At 45.7% G+C, this 17280-nt stretch carries 19 protein-coding genes and 1 pseudogene; 14 read left to right on the top strand and 6 right to left on the bottom strand.

Translation table 11 applies throughout. The features are described from left to right. Positions 1-4: 4 nt before the first annotated feature. Positions 5-460, top strand: coding sequence for a hypothetical protein (locus ACODJP_RS02670; protein ID WP_422478184.1), 456 nt, complete (start codon positions 5-7; stop codon positions 458-460). Here the strand turns inward: ACODJP_RS02670 and ACODJP_RS02665 are convergent. Continuing rightward, on the bottom strand, positions 457-765 hold the full coding sequence (locus tag ACODJP_RS02665) for a hypothetical protein (protein ID WP_422478182.1): 309 nt from the start codon (positions 763-765) through the stop codon (positions 457-459). The genes ACODJP_RS02670 and ACODJP_RS02665 overlap by 4 nt on opposite strands. 187 nt (positions 766-952) lie before the next feature. On the opposite strand from ACODJP_RS02665, the gene ACODJP_RS02660 reads away from it, so the two are divergent. The 5 genes from ACODJP_RS02660 (at position 953) to ACODJP_RS02640 (ending at position 7106) form a co-directional block, all read left to right on the top strand. After that, complete coding sequence (locus ACODJP_RS02660) at positions 953-1825, top strand: AraC family transcriptional regulator (protein WP_422478180.1); 873 nt, start codon at positions 953-955, stop codon at positions 1823-1825. A 322-nt stretch (positions 1826-2147) separates the two neighbouring features. Then, positions 2148-3206: a Fic family protein gene (locus tag ACODJP_RS02655; RefSeq protein WP_422478178.1), complete on the top strand. Its 1059-nt coding sequence runs from the start codon at positions 2148-2150 to the stop codon at positions 3204-3206. A gap of 452 nt (positions 3207-3658) precedes the next feature. Further along, on the top strand, positions 3659-4618 hold the full coding sequence (gene eda / locus ACODJP_RS02650) for a bifunctional 4-hydroxy-2-oxoglutarate aldolase/2-dehydro-3-deoxy-phosphogluconate aldolase (protein WP_422478176.1): 960 nt from the start codon (positions 3659-3661) through the stop codon (positions 4616-4618). Between the two features lie 11 nt (positions 4619-4629). Further along, the gene (ilvD, locus tag ACODJP_RS02645) at positions 4630-6294 is read left to right on the top strand and encodes a dihydroxy-acid dehydratase (RefSeq protein ID WP_422478174.1); all 1665 of its coding nucleotides are present in this window, start codon (positions 4630-4632) and stop codon (positions 6292-6294) included. Between the two features lie 215 nt (positions 6295-6509). Continuing rightward, positions 6510-7106 (top strand): Crp/Fnr family transcriptional regulator, encoded by a 597-nt coding sequence (locus tag ACODJP_RS02640; protein WP_422478172.1) that lies wholly within the window; start codon positions 6510-6512, stop codon positions 7104-7106. Here the strand turns inward: ACODJP_RS02640 and ACODJP_RS02635 are convergent. After that, positions 7066-7746 carry a DUF4386 domain-containing protein gene (locus tag ACODJP_RS02635; protein ID WP_422478170.1) on the bottom strand — a complete coding sequence of 227 codons (681 nt, stop codon included), beginning with the start codon at positions 7744-7746 and terminating at the stop codon, positions 7066-7068. The two genes, ACODJP_RS02640 and ACODJP_RS02635, sit on opposite strands and share 41 nt — an antisense overlap. A 339-nt stretch (positions 7747-8085) precedes the next feature. Here ACODJP_RS02635 and ACODJP_RS02630 point away from each other — a divergent pair, with 339 nt between their 5' ends. The 5 genes and pseudogenes from ACODJP_RS02630 (at position 8086) to ACODJP_RS02610 (ending at position 11218) form a co-directional block, all read left to right on the top strand. Then, on the top strand, positions 8086-8544 hold the full coding sequence (locus tag ACODJP_RS02630; RefSeq protein ID WP_422478168.1) for a hypothetical protein: 459 nt from the start codon (positions 8086-8088) through the stop codon (positions 8542-8544). A gap of 62 nt (positions 8545-8606) precedes the next feature. Next, a pseudogene (locus ACODJP_RS02625) lies at positions 8607-8978 on the top strand (2-oxo acid dehydrogenase subunit E2); the annotation flags it as partial. A gap of 170 nt (positions 8979-9148) precedes the next feature. Next, positions 9149-9400, top strand: coding sequence for a 2-oxo acid dehydrogenase subunit E2 (locus ACODJP_RS02620; protein WP_422478841.1), 252 nt, complete (start codon positions 9149-9151; stop codon positions 9398-9400). A 177-nt stretch (positions 9401-9577) separates the two neighbouring features. Then, a complete protein-coding gene (locus ACODJP_RS02615) occupies positions 9578-10705 on the top strand; it encodes a hypothetical protein (RefSeq protein ID WP_422478166.1) in 1128 nt (375 codons plus the stop codon). 144 nt (positions 10706-10849) lie between these two features. Further along, the gene (locus tag ACODJP_RS02610) at positions 10850-11218 is read left to right on the top strand and encodes a YkvA family protein (RefSeq protein ID WP_422478164.1); all 369 of its coding nucleotides are present in this window, start codon (positions 10850-10852) and stop codon (positions 11216-11218) included. Positions 11219-11250: 32 nt separating this feature from the next. On the opposite strand, the gene ACODJP_RS02605 is transcribed toward ACODJP_RS02610, so the two are convergent. From ACODJP_RS02605 to ACODJP_RS02590, 4 genes are all read right to left on the bottom strand, one after another. Then, complete coding sequence (locus ACODJP_RS02605) at positions 11251-12525, bottom strand: SLC13 family permease (protein WP_422478162.1); 1275 nt, start codon at positions 12523-12525, stop codon at positions 11251-11253. Then, positions 12525-13427 carry a PTS sugar transporter subunit IIA gene (locus ACODJP_RS02600; RefSeq protein WP_422478160.1) on the bottom strand — a complete coding sequence of 301 codons (903 nt, stop codon included), beginning with the start codon at positions 13425-13427 and terminating at the stop codon, positions 12525-12527. Before ACODJP_RS02600 ends, ACODJP_RS02605 begins: the two co-directional genes overlap by 1 nt. Further along, a complete protein-coding gene (locus ACODJP_RS02595) occupies positions 13414-13872 on the bottom strand; it encodes a hypothetical protein (protein WP_422478158.1) in 459 nt (152 codons plus the stop codon). The genes ACODJP_RS02600 and ACODJP_RS02595 overlap by 14 nt, the downstream gene beginning before the upstream one ends. Positions 13873-13933: 61 nt before the next feature. Then, the gene (locus ACODJP_RS02590; RefSeq protein ID WP_422478156.1) at positions 13934-14296 is read right to left on the bottom strand and encodes a hypothetical protein; all 363 of its coding nucleotides are present in this window, start codon (positions 14294-14296) and stop codon (positions 13934-13936) included. A gap of 66 nt (positions 14297-14362) precedes the next feature. On the opposite strand from ACODJP_RS02590, the gene ACODJP_RS02585 reads away from it, so the two are divergent. The 3 genes from ACODJP_RS02585 (at position 14363) to ACODJP_RS02575 (ending at position 17110) form a co-directional block, all read left to right on the top strand. After that, positions 14363-14923, top strand: coding sequence for a hypothetical protein (locus tag ACODJP_RS02585; protein ID WP_422478154.1), 561 nt, complete (start codon positions 14363-14365; stop codon positions 14921-14923). Positions 14924-15364: 441 nt separating this feature from the next. Further along, entirely contained in the window at positions 15365-15721 is a 357-nt protein-coding gene (trxA, locus tag ACODJP_RS02580; protein ID WP_422478152.1) for a thioredoxin, read from the top strand. Between the two features lie 840 nt (positions 15722-16561). Further along, positions 16562-17110 carry a hypothetical protein gene (locus tag ACODJP_RS02575; protein WP_422478150.1) on the top strand — a complete coding sequence of 183 codons (549 nt, stop codon included), beginning with the start codon at positions 16562-16564 and terminating at the stop codon, positions 17108-17110. The last annotated feature ends 170 nt before the right edge of the window (positions 17111-17280 follow it).

Below are 17280 nucleotides of genomic sequence, written 5' to 3'. Positions count from 1 at the left end.
CTGTATGGATCTGTTGAAGAAACTAAACCATAAAGCGCAAATGGATATCTGTATCCTCAATGCACCGACAGCCTTTGGTGGTGCTATGCAGGAAATGACGAATGAGGCACAGGTTTCAGCATCGTTGACTGCAGGTACAGCCCAATTTCTCTTGGTTTTTGTCGTTGATAGGAAGGCGCTTGATACAGCTGTAGAAGAAATACGTTCCCACATTGATGGATCGACAGTACTCTGGTTCGCATATCCCAAGAAATCCTCAAAACGCTACCGATCCGATATCAACCGTGACGAAGGATGGTCGATCCTTGGTAGAATGGGATACGAACCGGTTAGGCAGGTTTCGATTGATGAAGATTGGTCGGCACTTCGATTCAAACCGGTCAAGGAAATAAAGAAACTCACCAGAAGGAAGAACATGGCATTGAGTGATGAGGCTATAATACGGCTGGAGAACTCTTAGTCCTTGGACTGATCGCTGATGAGAGGTATATCATGTCCATTTGTCGTGTCAGCAGCCGGTGTCTCTGACAACAAAAGAGGTTCCTCGATCTTTGTTTCGATCTTAACAAGTTTTTCATTAAGCAATCCTGCAATGAACACCAGCAAACCCGCTTGTCCGAAAATATACCCAATGACGAACCAGACCACCGCGGTAGCAATGCCATTTACATCGACGATGAGCTTTTTCTGGGTAGGAAACATAATTGCTCCTACGATGAGACAGACTACGCTACAAGCGAGCAGTATCAAACCGATTCTTTTCATGCAATCCTCCCATACATCTAATAGTAATAGGACAATTCGGCTTTCCTAGGATTCATGGAATGGTAGCACGGCACGCTTTGGAAATAAAGGGTGTCTTCTCCTTCGTTATCCGACATTTTTTCTTCATGGAAGTCGAGTAAAAGTAGTGATCGGGTGGTATGATGGCAATCGATCGTGGAGGAATTTGATGCTATACCAATTGAACCATATCGTTGCATATATCGAGAACCATCTGACAGAGGATCTATCTGCCGAGACTCTTGCGCTCAATATCAGAGGATCCGTATACCATTTCTCCAAAGTGTTCTTCTACCTGTCTGGATACTCGATGAGTGAATACATAAAAAACAGACGATTGTCCGAAGCAAACAAGGATCTGCTCTCTGGCAAAAGTGTTACCGATGTAGCGTTTATGTATGGGTACCAATCGGTGGATGGCTTTTCCCGGGCTTTCAAACAATGGAGTGGTATCTTGCCGTCTGAAGTAAAAAGGACCGGCTTTAGCAAAATCATTCCAATATTGTCATTTTCCTTACAGGTAAAAGGAGGAACAAGCATGGAATGCAGGATCAGGCAGATGCCAGCTTTCAATCTGGTGGGGGTCTCAAAGCGGGTGCCGATACAATTCGAGGGAGTGAACCAGGAGATTGTGAAGCTTGCGCAAAGCATCACTGAAGAGCAGCGTGCACAGATGCATGCATTACAGGATATGGCACCATTCGAAGTGGTGAATGCCTCCTATGATGCTGATGCGAATTTTTTGAGGGAGGAAGGCGAGCTGACTCATCTTATCGGAATCCTTACCACAAAAGATGAGGTAATTTCCCACTTGGAGAAGATCAGGGTCGAATCCATGACTTGGGCGGTATTTCCCAGTGAAGGGCCTTTTCCCACTACTTTGCAGGATACCATGGCCAGAGTCTATTCTGAGTGGCTTCCCAGCAGCGGATACGAAGTTGTCGATGCACCAACATTTTCATTTACCAAGATGGATGCGGAGAGGGAAGGGTATGCCTATAGCGAGGTATGGACGCCAATACGGAAAATCGTTAATCCATAGTTGCCTCTCCAAAAGATTGTGTCATTGCCCGAATATTGCTGTAGTATTAAAGATTCTTAAAGGAAAAGAGTAGAATCTCACAAGCATCCATCCGGTCTCTCCAGAAAGGACGACATACAATGAAAGTTTTGACTTTGGAATCGGCACGACGAAAACAATCTACTTGTTTATAATACCGCACAAGGCGAACTGAACATAACAGTTATTTTTTTGATGTTTTAACGATACGTTTTCAAGTGCTGATCACCCGTATTCTCCTAAGGGGATTGACTTTCTCCCAGAATAGGGTATTCTGTGGGAGAAAAATAAATCAGGTGGGACAATGGTGCGCGAATTCGATTACAGCAAATTGAGGGAAAGCTCATGGGACGCCGAGGTTCTCTCACTCGTCGCTCAGATACGCGAGCATAAGGGTAGACAAGATCTATACATTAGGCAGAAGCCGGTCGTGCTGGAGCGATTGGTCGAAGTTGCGAAGATCCAGAGCACCGACAGTTCGAACAAGATTGAGGGTATCGGCACCTCGAACGCACGGTTGAAACAACTAGTGGAGGATCGAACCACACCCAGGACTCGTGATGAACAGGAGATAGTTGGCTACCGTGATGTGCTGGACACGATCCACGAGAGCTACGAGCATATCCCGCTCAAGAGTGATATCATCCTGCAGTTGCACCGGGACCTGCTTTCCTATACCGACAAGACGTTCGGGGGAAATTTCAAGAATACCCAGAATTACATCAACGAGACCCATGCGGACGGTAGTTCTTTCACCCGATTAACTCCGCTCGAACCATTTGAGACGCCGGAGGCAGTGGATGCGATCTGCACAAGCTATCGGGATGCGCTTGCCAAGCAAGTGGTGGATCCGTTGATCTTGATCCCAATCTTCATCTGCGACTTCTTATGCATCCATCCGTTCAATGACGGCAACGGACGCATCAGCCGACTGCTCACCACACTACTGTTGTACCAAAGCGGTTTCATGGTGGGCAAGTACATCAGCACCGAGCAAAAGATCGAGAAGTCTAAAGATATGTACTACGATGTGTTGGGAAATGTCTCCAGTGGATGGCATGAGGGTAAGAATGATTACACTTCCTTCATCAAGTATTTTCTTGGCATCGTCCTAAACTGCTATCGGGATCTCGAGGAAAGGCTCGGCTCAGTGGATCGCAAGAGTACCCCGTATGAGATCGTACGCAAAGCTGTGGACAGCACCTTGGGAGTTTTCACCAAGGCACAGATCCTTTACCGCTGCCCGAGTATCGGAAGTTCTTCGGTGGAGGCTGCGCTCAAACACCTCAAGGAAGAGGGATATATTCTCAGCCAAGGTAGAGGCAGGAGCACCACCTACGTGAAGAATCCTGATCATACCTAATCTCCCACAGATATGATCGTGTGGGAGATTATTGAAGCTCGTGGGAGAAGCCATCAGGCACTAGACTCCATTACCCTGGGAAAATGTCCACTTCACCACGTTACCCTTGAATTTTAGGTACTACAGAGGCTATTTGTGTATATAGTCCGGCAACATGCTCCCACGTGAAGCTGCGATTCACGGCATTTTATGGGGACGTTCTTCGTCTTGATCCTATCGGTACCTCAGCGCCAGTTTCCCTACTCCTATATTGGCGCTGAAACCGCAGGAATGGCCGCATCACGTGGGAATACGAAACACAGCGAAACACATGAATGCCCTCTTCAGGTACTTCATCTGCAGACCAACGTGGTGAAGTGGCAATTCTCCCAGGGAGATATAAATTTTCGGAATATTGTTTCACTTTTTCTCCGACAAGTGCTATAATTTTTGCCATAGGTAAGGAGGCAGCCATGGCTACTGCACAAGAAAAGATTCAATCGGTTGGGGTGGTTCCCGTCATCACCATAGATTCACCGGAACAAGCTCTTCCCTTGGGGAAAGCCCTGCTAGCGGGAGGACTTCCCATCGCAGAGGTGACATTCAGGACCGCAGCGGGAGAAGCAGCGATCCGTATCATGCGGAAAGAATTGGATGACCTGCTCGTTGGAGCGGGAACGATCATAGATGTCGACGGTGCCAAACGCGCGAAGGCAGCCGGAGCACAGTTCATCGTATCACCCGGGTATGATGATGCCGTTGTGGCCTATTGCCAGGAAGAAGGCATGCCGATTTTCCCCGGAGTAAATAGTCCATCACAAATACAAGAGGCATTGCGGAGAGGCCTCTCCATCCTGAAATTCTTCCCGGCTGAAGCATCTGGTGGAATCCCTATGCTCAAAGCCTTGAGTGCACCATTTCCAACAGTGAAGTTCATGCCAACCGGAGGCATCGGCTTGGGAAACTTGGGCAACTATCTACAGGAATCGTGCGTGATCGCCTGCGGTGGAAGCTGGATGGTACCGAAAGCCCTCATTTCCCAAGGCAAGTGGGACGAGATAACACGCCTATGTAAAGAAGCGGTGCATGCGGTCCATGGATTCACGTTCGCCCACTTGGGAATCAACGAAAATTCCAACGAAGAGGCAGCCGCCACAGCAAAGGCTCTTTCCCATCTGTTGCCCCCCATGTCAGAAAAGACCAATTCATATTTTGCCGCCGATGATATTGAAGTGATGAAAGAACCCAATCATGGTACCCATGGTCATATCGGAATTAAAACACGCAATGTGGAACGGGCTTTGCAATACCTGAAACTATTCGGATTCGAGCGGATTCCAGGTTCTGAACGCTATGCGGACAATGGATCGTTGAAATTCATCTATCTCTCCCCGGAAGTCGGTGGGTTTGCCATACATATTATGCAAGGTTAAGGGGGTAGGTTATGATCCGGACATGGAACGAAGAGTCTCTCGACCATAGGAACGCCCTGCTGTATGCAATGGGAATTACTGAGGATGATGCTAAAAGACCGGTAATCGGCATCATGAATGCATGGAATGAGATGAATCCAGGACATTTTCCATTCAAAGATGTCATTGATGAGCTAAAGCAGGAAATCTACGATGCGGGAGCGCTCGCGCTGGAACTCCCCGTGTCGGGTATCTGTGATGGAATTTGTTCCAACACCCCCGGTGACCGTTATACCCTTCCTTCACGGGATCTGGTCGCCTCCGAGATCGAAACCCTCGCAGAGCTGAATATGCTCGAGGGAATGTTGCTCCTCTCTACCTGCGATAAGGTGGTGCCGGGCATGCTCATGGGAGCTATGAGAGTCAATATCCCTACCGTAATGTTCACTGGAGGGTACATGGCGAAGGGTGAACTCGATGGGAAAATGCTCACATTGACGCACACCAAGCAAGCCTATGCAGCCTACCAGGGCGGACAGATATCCCGTCAGGAGTATAAAGCTGTGGTAAGGAATGCTTGTCCGACACCTGGAGCATGTCCCTTTATGGGGACGGCAAATACGATGTGCGCTACCGCCGAGATACTCGGTTTGTCTCCTTTCGGAAACGCGAGTGTACGTAGTCAGACCGAACGGTGGCATGAGTTGGGGAAACAGGCAGCCCGACAGTTGGTTGACTGCGTGAAGCAGGAAATCCGCCCCCTCGATCTGATCACGAAGGACAATTTTGAGAACGTGGTACGCTATATGATGGCAACCGGAGGGTCGACCAATTCCATACTTCATATTCCTGCAATCGCTAGGATGGCCGGTATCGATATCGATCCCGAATTCTTCGACAAGATCAGTAGTGAAGTCCCTTGGATTAGTGCTATTTATCCCAACCATCCCACCTATACGATGGAAGAGTTCGAACACGCCGGTGGTCTGAATGCGGTCGTTGGAGAGATGCTCCGGGAGAACAAGATCATCGGTACGGCGAAAGGGGTGTTCGGTACGACAGAAGAGATGGCTCTTGGAAAGCGATCGAAGGATCCAGAGGTTATCCGAAGCTGCGCCGATCCGATCAATCCCCATGGAGGCTTGGCGGTCCTCAAAGGCAATATTGCTCCCGAAAGCTGTATCGTGAAATTTGCTGCCATTCCCCGCGGACTCTGGAGTTTCAGTGGTCCGGCCAAGGTATATGAATCACAGGATGATGCGTGGCATGCGATGCTCTCTGATGAGATCGTAAGTGGCGATGTGGTAGTGATCAGGTACGAGGGACCGAAGGGTTCTCCAGGTATGCCTCACATGGAGACCTTCATGGCTGCTGTTCTGGGCAAGAATATGGGCTCCGAGATCGCTTTGGTCTCAGATGGTCGTTTCTCGGGTGCTACCGGCGGTCTCGCGATTGGGCATGTCAGCCCCGAGGCTTATGATGGAGGTCCCATAGCGTTCATCCAAAATGGGGACATGATCCACATCGATATCGAGAACAGGTCTTTAATGGTGGATATCGACGAGCAGGAATTTGAGAAGCGCAGGAAGGGGTGGAAGCCGGTCGATAAGCCAGCCCGAGGATATCTTGGTCTGTATAGGAAAATGACTTCCACCACCCACCGTGGTGCATCGATCTATTGGGATCTCTGGGAGTAGGGCAACCGGATAATAAAGTAAAAACTCATGATTTGGTAGGGCAGGGGAAGGTCTTCCCCTCGGCCCTATCGCCTTATCGGCACCTTGTTCCTTGCTCCCATACTGTACGCAAGCCGGTGCCTGCCGATGCGGGCCTACCCCTTCAAATATCATATAGTCAGGTTGACAGAAATCGCCACCGCAGATGATATTATGGGAAAAGGAGATAGGCTACCATGGTCAATAACTTTGTAGTGGAGTTGCTTGAGAAGGTTGAGGGGCTAACGGATGTAGAGAAAGAAACTCTTGCCGAAAATCTTCCTGTAAGGACATTTGAGAAAGGGTATCATCTTCTTCGGCAAGGAGCACCTTATCGTGAATGTTTCCATATCTTCAAAGGATGTGTGAGACAGTACTTCCTAGATGACGAAGGTAATGAGAAGACAGTCGCATTCTTCACAGAAGGCGATACGGCAGCACTCCTTGATACTGCGTATCTGAAAAAACCTTCTCCTTACTTTTGGGAGTGTACTGAAGAGACTACGGTTCTTGTAGGGGATCTTGCCAGTGAATCGGATATTCTTGAACAGTATCCCGCCCTCCAAAAATTGATCAGAGACATGCTCGAAGAGAATTTGGGGAAATCACAGGCGTCCCTTTCTACGTATATATCCTCATCCCCCGAACAACGGTACCTGAATTTGGTTCGTACCCGAGCAGACCTACTTGAGAGAGTTCCCCAGTATCAGATTGCGAGCTTTCTTGGCATAACTGCAGAATCGCTGAGTCGTATCAGGAAACGGCTTTCTTCTTCATTTTCCCTCCCCGAATAATCATCCAGAGTGCGAATATCATCTCTCCTAAGGTCATGGGAATAGTAAGGATCGCTTCTAGACGGGTAGTAAGATCAGAGAACTGGGGAAGAAAATTCTCCATGGTATGTACAAGGAAGTAGGAGGCACCTGCTGCAAGCAGAAGGATGCCAATAATCTTGTTTTCATACCGGAACGATGCAATAGACAGAAAAACCAGATGGATGCCGAATAGCATGAGTCCGAAAGACCATAGTCGGTCGAAACGAGCTAGAAGTAATATGACTTTCTGTGTATTTCCAATCTGGACAGAGGAAGAGACGGCTACGAGTTGGGAAACGGCAACAGTCAAAATCAATGTATAGATCACTCTGAGCCAAGCTGTAATTGCTGAGAGTCTGGAGTTGTCATTCCTAAAATAGTAGAATACTCCCCAACTGACTAACAGATCGGTTATGATGATCACTATCCAGAATACGATTTCGATGTACCATCGTACGCTGTTCGCCCGAAGGTTGTTCATGGTTTGTTCTGCTTGGGACATATCGATGAGCGATGAATGGATCGCCCCGAATGCAATTGCCGCAGCTACAGCCATTATGAACAGCGAAATGCCGATTACGAGAGCATTCATTCGTTTATTTTCTTTATTGAATATCATTTCTAGATCTCCTTCCATTCTCATTATAGGTGACGGCAAGAATTGGTTCATTGACTTTCGTCAATGGATCAGGGAAATTTGAAAAAATCGATCTGTGACTCGATGAGTTCCTCCATGGATACAGAAGTCTTGTAAATCTACACCTATTTGTTATTCAGATAATTACAAAAATATCATCAATCCAATAGTTGGCATTCTCCTAGGCAAAAATTTCCTGATTTTTTCAAATTTTGGCATGTTCGGGTGATGCAATTCCCAGACATGCTTTATAGAATCCGAGGTGATGTGCTTTCAATTTTTCCATCCATCGTAACCTTTGATACAGGAGGAAATAGTATCATGAAATATGTGAAGGTGCTTCTATTCGTATTGCATGTGGTAATCGGAGTTGGAGCCTTAGGCGGTGGGTATGCTTGCATAGTGGAACCTATGGCTCCTCTAGGAGCTCCACTTTCAATGTTGGAAGGTTCTCCTTTCGGTTCCTTCTTCATACCAGGAGTGGTCCTCTTTGGACTTTTTGGCATTGGCAACATCGTTGGGGCAGTGCTATTGGCTAGAAGATTCAAGTGGCATGGATATATCGCTGGAGTACTCGGAGGAGGTATGGTGCTATGGATCGTAATCCAAGTCCTTATCATCAAGACAATCGCATTTTTGCATATTCTGTTCTTCTTTATCGGGATCGTTGAGGCTTCCATAGGGTTTGCCATGTTACTGCAAGCGAATATGTTCCCTGCTCCTCTCCTGCGAAGAATCGTGTCGAGACTGTTTGTGCCCTCGCAAGCTGGACGAGGATGACAATCTTATCTGGATAAAAAATTTATGCTGTCATATCATGTACGAGATATGCAGATGTATATATGGATTTGCGAATGAAACAGGATAAGACACCTATTACCAGAAAACTCTCCATGTACGGATTCGATCTCGTTGCAGGAGCACACACGTACCATGCATTGCTCGATTTCGATATCACGGATCTCAGGTCGATCCTTCGGCAACGCCGAAGGAGTGGAGAGGCGGGATCGCTCCTGTCTTTCTTGTTGAAAGTCATAGGGAGATGCCTGAAAGATGTTCCCGAACTCAATGCCATGATCAATTACCGGAAAATCACCCGGTTCGATAGTGTTGATATCAATATTCCTATAGAGGTTGAATACAGGGGTGAGCTCATACCTAAACAACTTATCATACGCGACATCAACAACAAAACGATGGGGGAGGTCGATGCTATCATCCATGCCTCCAAGCACGACGACCAGGAGACTAGCGGTTATATCTCCTCATCGGCAGCACGTTGGCTACTAGACAAACTACCGAAATGGTTGGTCCTCTTCCTACTTAGGAGAATCCTGGCTAACTACAAGAGAGTCCGTAGGCTCTCAGGGACCGTGTTTGTTACATCGGTAAGTATGTTCTCGAATATTCCAGGCTATGCAGTGCCCTATGCAGGAGGCCCGAATGCTGTCTCTTTTGCGTTTGGCAGCACGGTACGCAAACCAGTGGTGTGGACAATGAAGTGGTAATACGGGAAATCATGCACATCTCGGTGAGCTTCAACCATGATCTGGTTGATGGAGCTCCCGCAGCGCGGTTTCTCAATCGATTCAGGTATTATGTGGAAAAATTTCCACAGATGGTCATGGACGATTGAGATGGTTACAGAAGGTCATTTTGATCTAGACCGCAAGGTTTAAGAAAGTATACCGCCACATTCCAAGTGAGGCGAAAGCTTTACGATTGCCTGTAGTCATTGTAGACTTACCGTATGGTCATGTTCCTTCTACAGGGCAATTCCTCCTAATCCACCTCCTTTTAGGAGGCATTATCTATGAAAAACGCAATACCTATGTCCACCGGCTACGAATGGAGGGAATGCAAATCCTTGAGGGATCTGGCGAATTTTTTGGTGAATGACGTCAATCTGGAAGGGAGGGAAATCGTATCACATGGTCAATCTACCATCGCTTCGGAATTGGTCTTTTCACAAGATAGGCGGTTCAAAGATTATTGGAAAAGTATTCAATGGTCACATAATAAGTGGACGTGTGTCACATGGTTACACATCGATAGAGGCATACTGCTCGTACGATGGCCACCAGGGCTGAATTTTTACCAATTTGTGTGGAACAAGCCATCGGTACTTTGGATTCCCGATATACGGAATGACGACTCACCCTTGGTCGAAGCTTGGCTACGGAGTCTCGATGATGCACAGATCGGTAGGATAACTCAGAGTCGCTATTTCATATCCATCAAACAGGAAGTTGGTCTTATTGTGGATTCGATCTCGCTGCTGCAGGATGATTACAGTCTGTATGCCTTTCCTCTTCGAAAGATTCCTCCGGAGCATCTCCTTGATGACTTGGAGTCAGAAAAGCTCCATGCAGTGGGTATCGATTTTTTTGAGAAGGACTATACCGGTTATCTGGATTTGTACCGTTGTGACCTGTTTGTCCAAGGCCCGTTGTGGCAATTCAGCTGGTTCCCTTGGTTGAAAAGGGAACCAGCGCTAGCTACGATCCCCTATGCCTATGTGCTGCTTGTAGCAGGTAAAGAGATGATGCCTCTTGAGTGTGATGGGAGCGAAACACGTGAATGTTTGTTTTGTGGGGAGTATGAAGGAGCAGTAAGTGATGCGATACATCGATTTATATTCCGCGCCGCATGTTTCAGTGATTGGACAAATGACCCATTTTTCAATCCCCGCGAAGTATGGGACAAGGCCATGGTGGATTGGCGGGTCTTCCTAGCCCATGATGATTGGGAAAGCTTGTTCGAAACACTATGTAGACCGGACTACGAGAACCATACGGTGGATTCGTTTTGGCTTTCTCTGATTAATAAGTCTAACAAGGCAGATTACTGGATGATAAAGCAGGCTCTCCGCTATGTGTACGATTGGGTGGAGTGGATAGTAAAGACTGAGGAGGGCATAACAGTTTATACTTTGTATTAAGGAATAGAGTGAATGTAGAGAATTAGGACAACCAATCCCAACAATCAAGGCGAGTGCACTTGAACTGCGTAAAATGGACTATTATATTCATTGAATAGATATGCAGAAGAAGTTGTGAAGAATGGATATGAAGGGAAAGCGTCCATGAATCTTAAAGAAAGATCGATCAGGCTGAAGAGGGACATTCCAGCCATATATCTTGCATTGAAGAAAAAAGAGACTCCGTTATTGGCAAAGATCTGTGCTTGGGCAACCATCGCATATGCCTTGTCCCCCATTGATCTTATTCCCGACTTCATACCCGTATTAGGCTATTTGGACGATCTGATCATGTTGCCCTTGATGGTGATTTTGACGGTGAAGTTGATACCAAGCGATATCTTCGAGCAATGTAGGCTTGAATCTGAGGGATTTTGGCAAAATGGAAAGCCCGGGAGGTGGTTCTATGCTTTGCCCATTGTTTCAATCTGGCTCTTGGTACTGATTGTCATTGTCAGGGCAATCCGGTTCTAACAGTTTGAGCAATGGGCATGTACGGTGTCTTATCAATAGTACCGCAGGGAGACGTATATATACGAGAGGACCAAGGTAAGCAATGTCAAAGGAATTCCGTATGCCAGATAGCCCTTGAAACTGAGTGGTATGTTGTTTTTCCTCGCAAAACCGAACATGATCACATTCGCTGAGGCCCCTACCAATGTTCCGTTTCCACCGAGACACGAGCCGAGTGCGAGGCTCCACCAGATTGGTTGTATCGCATCGACTGAAGTGGCCTCCCCGATTATCTTGACAACAGGAATGAACGTCGCGACCAGAGGGATATTGTCGAGGATTCCCGACAGGAATCCCGAACCGAACAGCAGTACGGTGCTTGTCTTTTGGAGATTCCCCTTGGTCATGTTTGTCATCAACGCGGCCAGTTTGTCGATAACTCCCGTGAATTGCAGTACACCGACCATGATAAACAGACCGACGAAGAATAAGATCGTATCCCATTCGACTTTTTTCAAGACATCCTCAAGATCCTCTTTTGTCCATAGAACCAATGAAAATGCACCTGCTAGAGCAATCACACTTGGTTCAGTTTCGAGTATTCCGTTGAGAAGGAAGCCAGTGATCACGGCTCCGATAACGATAAGGGATTTCTTCATGAGTTTCGGATTACTGATCATCATCTTCTCGTCCATGGCCATGATACGCTTCTTGTTTAGATCCGACACGACAAGCTGTTTTTTGAACAGGAGAATCAGGATACTCATTGTGATTACCGAGATGACAAGGATAGCCGGAGCAAGATTCACGAGAAAATCCATGAAGCTCAGCCCCGCAGCCGAACCGATCATAATGTTCGGTGGATCTCCGATAAGGGTCGCCGTTCCCCCGATATTCGAGGAGAGAATCACGGTTATCACGAAGGGCAGTGCTCCAATCTCCATCTGTGTGGCGAGCAGGAGAGTGATCGGTGAAATCAACAATACAGTGGTCACATTGTCCAGCGTTGCCGAGAAGAACGCAGTGATTACAAACAATACGGCAAGAAATGCAATGGGATCGGCTTTCACCATCTTGGCACTCTTGATCGCTATGTATTCGAACACACCGCTTTGTTCTGTAATTTTAACTACCATCATCATCCCGATCAGCAGGAAAATTACATTCATATCTATATGCTCGACAGCATTGTCGAATGGAATAAAATGGAACAACAGGTAGAGACAGGCTCCAAGGACAACCGCTACGGCCTTGTTCATCCGTTCTGTGATCAGTAGTGTATATACGACTACAAACACAACTATTGAAATTACCATATATAACGTCATCACGGCCTCAACATCTTGTTGATGATCTCGTTGGGATTGATTACCCCGATCATCTCTCCGTTTTCATCCACTACCAGCAAGTGGCGCCGATTGCCCTTTATCATCATGAAGAAAATTTCTGGATAGGTGATGGAATCCCGGATCAGGTATGAACGATAGTCCCTGAGGTAGGTACCTATCTTCAAGTTGGCTTCATTCTTCCAAAAATAATCGACCGGTTGGAAATCCTTCAACATGGCTAGGTTGTTCAATCTGAACACATATTCGGGAAACCCTGCCTTCAGAAGGTCGAGCAAGTCCAGAACTCCGCAAATCTTGCCATCTTGAGCACTAAACACTGGCAAGAAGTAGATGTTATGCCGTTTCATCTGATCGACTGCAACCGAGAGCGTGTCTGTATCCTTTGCCCTTGGCCAGTAGCGGGCGAGGTCGGCGGCAGTGAGGGGTGCTCCCATGTTGGGACTCGAATCGCTGAGGATATCAAGCACTTCAGCGGAGGTCTGGCAGCTATCCAGTTCTTTCGAACGTTTTCCGATTACCTTTCCTATCCCTTGTAGTATCCCAAGATACAAATCCTGGTTCGATCCCGAAGTCAGGATCGAAAATATGTACTTGACCTGGTTGCCGTCCTCGAGTACAAGCGGGGTATCACATCTGATGAAAATCATTGACACGCCTTTTATTTCAGGACTGTGATTGTGGGGTAACAATGTGCTGTGGCCGATCCATGTCGAACTCAGCTTTTCCCGCTCTTCAAGTAGCTCAAGGACCCGTTCTCGTCCGATTCCCAAATTCTTATTTTTCGAGAATTCTTCGGACAGGAATTCAAGAACCTCCTTCACGGTCTTGAATTCATGGTCTAGGAAGATGCTGTCCTCCGATACATACTTACGAAACTGCATACTCGTTCTCCCTTCCCTGTCGGGGCAGTTTTTTTAACACTTGGGTGTAGCTCATCTCTTGTACCAATCCAAGGTTGTCGTCGATGGATGACTTTTTCGAAAACTTGGATCTGAAGAAACGGGAAATGATATTCGGTAGATCCTGACACAAGGATACATTCGGGTAGCTATCGTGCGCAAGCTTTTTCAGTGGTACGGTCCCTACCGTCGCCAATAGCTGTTCCCATGCGTCTCCATCAGTAAAGAGTATATAGGGAGTAAGGAATTCAAGCACGTCTTGAAGAGTAACAATGCCTTGTACCGTTCCTTTTTCATCAGTAAGGCAATAATGTCCGGCAGTCTCACCATCGTGGACACGATCTATAAGAGATGCAATAGTAGCCTCGTTGTCAATTGCGACACCGCATAGTCGCATGGTATCGAATGTTGAATTTGAATCAATCATAATTTTTCCTTTCTAATTGTATGGATTTCGGGATTTTTCCCGATCATCTGAGCCCAGCTTGTCAGATCAGGACGGGTGGGGCTTTGTTGAAAGGAATAGCGAATTGTGCGTATGTCGAGGTATTGGGAATTTCTCTGTGGTCGAATTGAAAAGCCTGTAGGAATTCGGGTGATGTCGTGACGATTATAGCTGGATTTTCTTTTTGTTCACCATCAGTTCGTTCTTCACGCTTTTCTTCCCGTTTGGAGTTCTCTTGAATCTGTAGATCGCAGGAATTTGATGACGAATCCTCTGAGTTCAAGGAGCTGAAATTCTTCGCACCCCCACCATCGATGTTCCATGGAGAGATATCTGATACCAACTCCATGGGGCCTGCAAAGAGGATCGGCAGGGAGAGCAATAGTATCAACAGAGATTTCTTCATAGCTGGAGTCTAGGTTGAAATTTGGAATTATTCAAGATGGTATATTGGTCTAGTAGAATTACTCACTTGAAATCAATGGCGACGTATGACGTAACGCTCGAAAAATATTTTATTGGAGATCACTTTTATGTATGTTTTCTCAAAAATAACAGTTATATAATCAATCATCTCTACCACTCATGCTCAAAAGGAGAGAATTCCAAAATAAAGAACAAGCTTGTGCTGACTTTGGCTTTGGTTGTTATGCTTACAGCTTTCACAGGATGTGAGCCCCAATTATCCCCACCTGAACTGACCATCAACGAAAGGATGACGATTGTAAAAGGGTACAACGATGAGATCTTTACCTTGATGACATCGACCTTGGATGACTCTTCGCCGTCAGATTTTTCGGAGGGCGATTCCATTCTAGAGGATGAGGAAGGTCTCACCTGTATCGTGACTGCTGCGGATTTGGACGAGATAAACTTGTTCATGAGCTTTGATGGGTGGGTTGCTGACGATGGAGCGGAAATCAATGGGAACATGATTTTGGATGTCGAATACTATACTTCTCCTGTATCATTCAATAGTATCAGGACGGGTATACCTGCCTCTCTCTATTTCGATCGCAGTTCGGTAATTTAGGTAGCGTCGTTCCTCGACGATGATAGTGTTGAAACCACATTCGTCACTGACCTCGAGTATTTTTTCTGCACTTCGTTTATAGCGGATGGAGAAATTCTCATCCTGAATATGTATTTCTAAGAAATTTTGTCTGGTGATTGGTAACTCTCTTCAATTTCACTGACAGAAGGATGTTCCTCTTGTCTGAAGTATCGTTATGTATTTCCATGACGAGGTGATCATTGAAGCTCCGAAAGCAATGGAGTTCGACGAAGTTGGTAGGATCAGGAGCATCGTGCCATCATGGTCTGATAGCTTGATTCTGAATGCGGCGGGGTATGAGGCGGAGTTTTATATAAAGGACAAAGGCAATCAAATAGATCAGACCTTCCGGATGCATTGTGACTTTGTTCCTTTATTATTTTCTTCATCATCCCTATGCTTGGTTTTAAGGAGTTATTGATGGAACTATTAACAAACGAATCATTTAAAGAGAAAGTATTCAACTGGGAAGAGACTCAGGAATGGAAATTCAGAGGTGAACTGCCCTGTATCATAGATTTTTATGCCGACTGGTGTGGTCCCTGCAAAATGGTTGCTCCGATTCTCGAGCAGCTTTCAAAAGAGTATGAGGGGAAGATCAATATCTATAAAGTAGATACCGAAGACCAGCAGGAACTTGCAGGCATGTTCGGTATTCAGAGTATTCCTTCTATTCTTTTCTGCCCCGTGGAAGGTCAGCCTCAGATGGCTATGGGAGCTTTGCCGAAGGCTTCCTTTGAGAGTGCCATCTCGGATGTGCTGAAAGTAACGAAATAACTAAAGAGAACTATCAACCGGACACATCAGCTTCAGCTGGTGTGTCGGAGATTGTCAGGAACGTACACAGACAATGAGTGATACAGATGTATCACTGTGTTTGTGTGAACTCATGTCTCTTATCCCGATTGCGTCACCTATGAGGGTGTGGGATCTACGAAGAAGTGTGAACGCATCGATACATTTTCTGGAAAATTGGTCGAGAATGTTGTGCAGGCGATCAGCCGTGACCTTCTGTGCCATTAGCAAACCGCATCAAAGCTTCCAAAATGTAGAAAACTATTAATTAAAAGTTTGCAAATATTTGGAAGCTATTTGACTTGGACTTGATAGAGAAAACCTTCGACAACCTCAAAAATAGACTGAATATGAAACGGACGTTGGTATCGACTGTGATTAACCTAGAAGGCAAATTCTTCATCCAGTACCTTGCCTTGCACTCGTTTACTTTTCTCAATTTTTTCCTAAAACTTGGTATAATTTTTCGGGAGTTCAGTATTCATTACCGGTGAAGCAAATCTCTATCTACGGTGTTGACAAGAGGAAAGAGGAGAAAACACAGATTTTTCACGATTGTCTTTGGGATATTCCTCTCCGGATAGATGGGGAGAGAAATCGTACTCCCAGTTATTTGGTTATTGGGGAAAAACAATCATAGACCACCTAAAGTAAGGTGTATGTTGCATCCATAAAGACATTATGTATACGAATTATTTAACAAAATCACATATTTATAAGATTAATAATGTATATAAATTTACTTTTAACTTTATTTTGATTAATTATGGGTATATAATGAATCATTAAATCCACATATGCTCATAAGGAGATCATTTCAAAATGAAGAAATCACTAGTGCTCATTCTAGCTTTGGTTGTCATGCTCGTATCTTTCTCGAGTTGTGAATCCGAGCCCTCCCATTCCGAACTAACCATTCCTCAAAGATTGACTACCGTGAAAGCCTATAATAGTGAAATATTTGACTTGGTGGCGTCAAGCTTAGATGGTTCTAGATCGACAAGAGTTGCTACAAGCGAACCAGTAGCGCTTGATGTGGGACTCACCTCTACTACGACCTATATTTATGAGAACAGGGAAAACTTATTCTTGACCTTTGATGAGTGGGTGGCAGCTGACGGCACAGAAATCAGTGGTTACATGGAAATTACTGTCGAGTATTATTCTACTACGCGAGAATCCATAAACATAATCAGGACAAACGACCCCGCTATCCTGTACTTCGACAGTAGCTCGGTTAGTTATGTGGCAGAATCCACCGATAATGATAGTTCGGATTCTGAATTCATCTCTGGGTCCGATAATTTCTTACTCCTTTCTTTGATTGTTGATGGAAAACTCTTAGTGAACAACCCAATAGGATATAAATAGATCGGTGATCGAATATTCTGATACGAACATTTTTGATCGATTTATAAAATAAGTGAGGAAGGATTTTCCTAAATGGTAAATCCTTCCTGCATTCCAGTGATCATAGTTTTTATTCAATGATAGGGTAGAAGATGTTTACCTCTCTACTTTACAAGTGTGATTCCGATATA

The sequence above is a fragment of the Pleomorphochaeta sp. DL1XJH-081 genome, assembly GCF_049310885.1.
Lineage (GTDB): Bacteria > Spirochaetota > Spirochaetia > Sphaerochaetales > Sphaerochaetaceae > CAYZJV01.
Note: the sequence above shows the minus strand (reverse complement) of the source record. Positions and strands in the feature narration are given on the sequence as shown.

What these genes read in the sequence shown, in the direction of transcription:
- ACODJP_RS02600 (WP_422478160.1), bottom strand. Translation starts at nt 13,427, where the DNA reads ATGCAGTTTCGTAAGTATGTATCGGAGGACAGCATCTTCCTAGACCAT.
- ACODJP_RS02595 (WP_422478158.1), bottom strand. Translation starts at nt 13,872, where the DNA reads ATGATTGATTCAAATTCAACATTCGATACCATGCGACTATGCGGTGTC.
- ACODJP_RS02590 (WP_422478156.1), bottom strand. Translation starts at nt 14,296, where the DNA reads ATGAAGAAATCTCTGTTGATACTATTGCTCTCCCTGCCGATCCTCTTT.
- ACODJP_RS02615 (WP_422478166.1), top strand. Translation starts at nt 9,578, where the DNA reads ATGAAAAACGCAATACCTATGTCCACCGGCTACGAATGGAGGGAATGC.
- eda (WP_422478176.1), top strand. Translation starts at nt 3,659, where the DNA reads ATGGCTACTGCACAAGAAAAGATTCAATCGGTTGGGGTGGTTCCCGTC.
- ACODJP_RS02630 (WP_422478168.1), top strand. Translation starts at nt 8,086, where the DNA reads ATGAAATATGTGAAGGTGCTTCTATTCGTATTGCATGTGGTAATCGGA.
- ACODJP_RS02660 (WP_422478180.1), top strand. Translation starts at nt 953, where the DNA reads ATGCTATACCAATTGAACCATATCGTTGCATATATCGAGAACCATCTG.
- ACODJP_RS02605 (WP_422478162.1), bottom strand. Translation starts at nt 12,525, where the DNA reads ATGACGTTATATATGGTAATTTCAATAGTTGTGTTTGTAGTCGTATAT.
- trxA (WP_422478152.1), top strand. Translation starts at nt 15,365, where the DNA reads ATGGAACTATTAACAAACGAATCATTTAAAGAGAAAGTATTCAACTGG.
- ilvD (WP_422478174.1), top strand. Translation starts at nt 4,630, where the DNA reads ATGATCCGGACATGGAACGAAGAGTCTCTCGACCATAGGAACGCCCTG.
- ACODJP_RS02575 (WP_422478150.1), top strand. Translation starts at nt 16,562, where the DNA reads ATGAAGAAATCACTAGTGCTCATTCTAGCTTTGGTTGTCATGCTCGTA.
- ACODJP_RS02610 (WP_422478164.1), top strand. Translation starts at nt 10,850, where the DNA reads ATGAATCTTAAAGAAAGATCGATCAGGCTGAAGAGGGACATTCCAGCC.
- ACODJP_RS02670 (WP_422478184.1), top strand. Translation starts at nt 5, where the DNA reads ATGGATCTGTTGAAGAAACTAAACCATAAAGCGCAAATGGATATCTGT.
- ACODJP_RS02655 (WP_422478178.1), top strand. Translation starts at nt 2,148, where the DNA reads ATGGTGCGCGAATTCGATTACAGCAAATTGAGGGAAAGCTCATGGGAC.
- ACODJP_RS02640 (WP_422478172.1), top strand. Translation starts at nt 6,510, where the DNA reads ATGGTCAATAACTTTGTAGTGGAGTTGCTTGAGAAGGTTGAGGGGCTA.
- ACODJP_RS02665 (WP_422478182.1), bottom strand. Translation starts at nt 765, where the DNA reads ATGAAAAGAATCGGTTTGATACTGCTCGCTTGTAGCGTAGTCTGTCTC.
- ACODJP_RS02635 (WP_422478170.1), bottom strand. Translation starts at nt 7,746, where the DNA reads ATGATATTCAATAAAGAAAATAAACGAATGAATGCTCTCGTAATCGGC.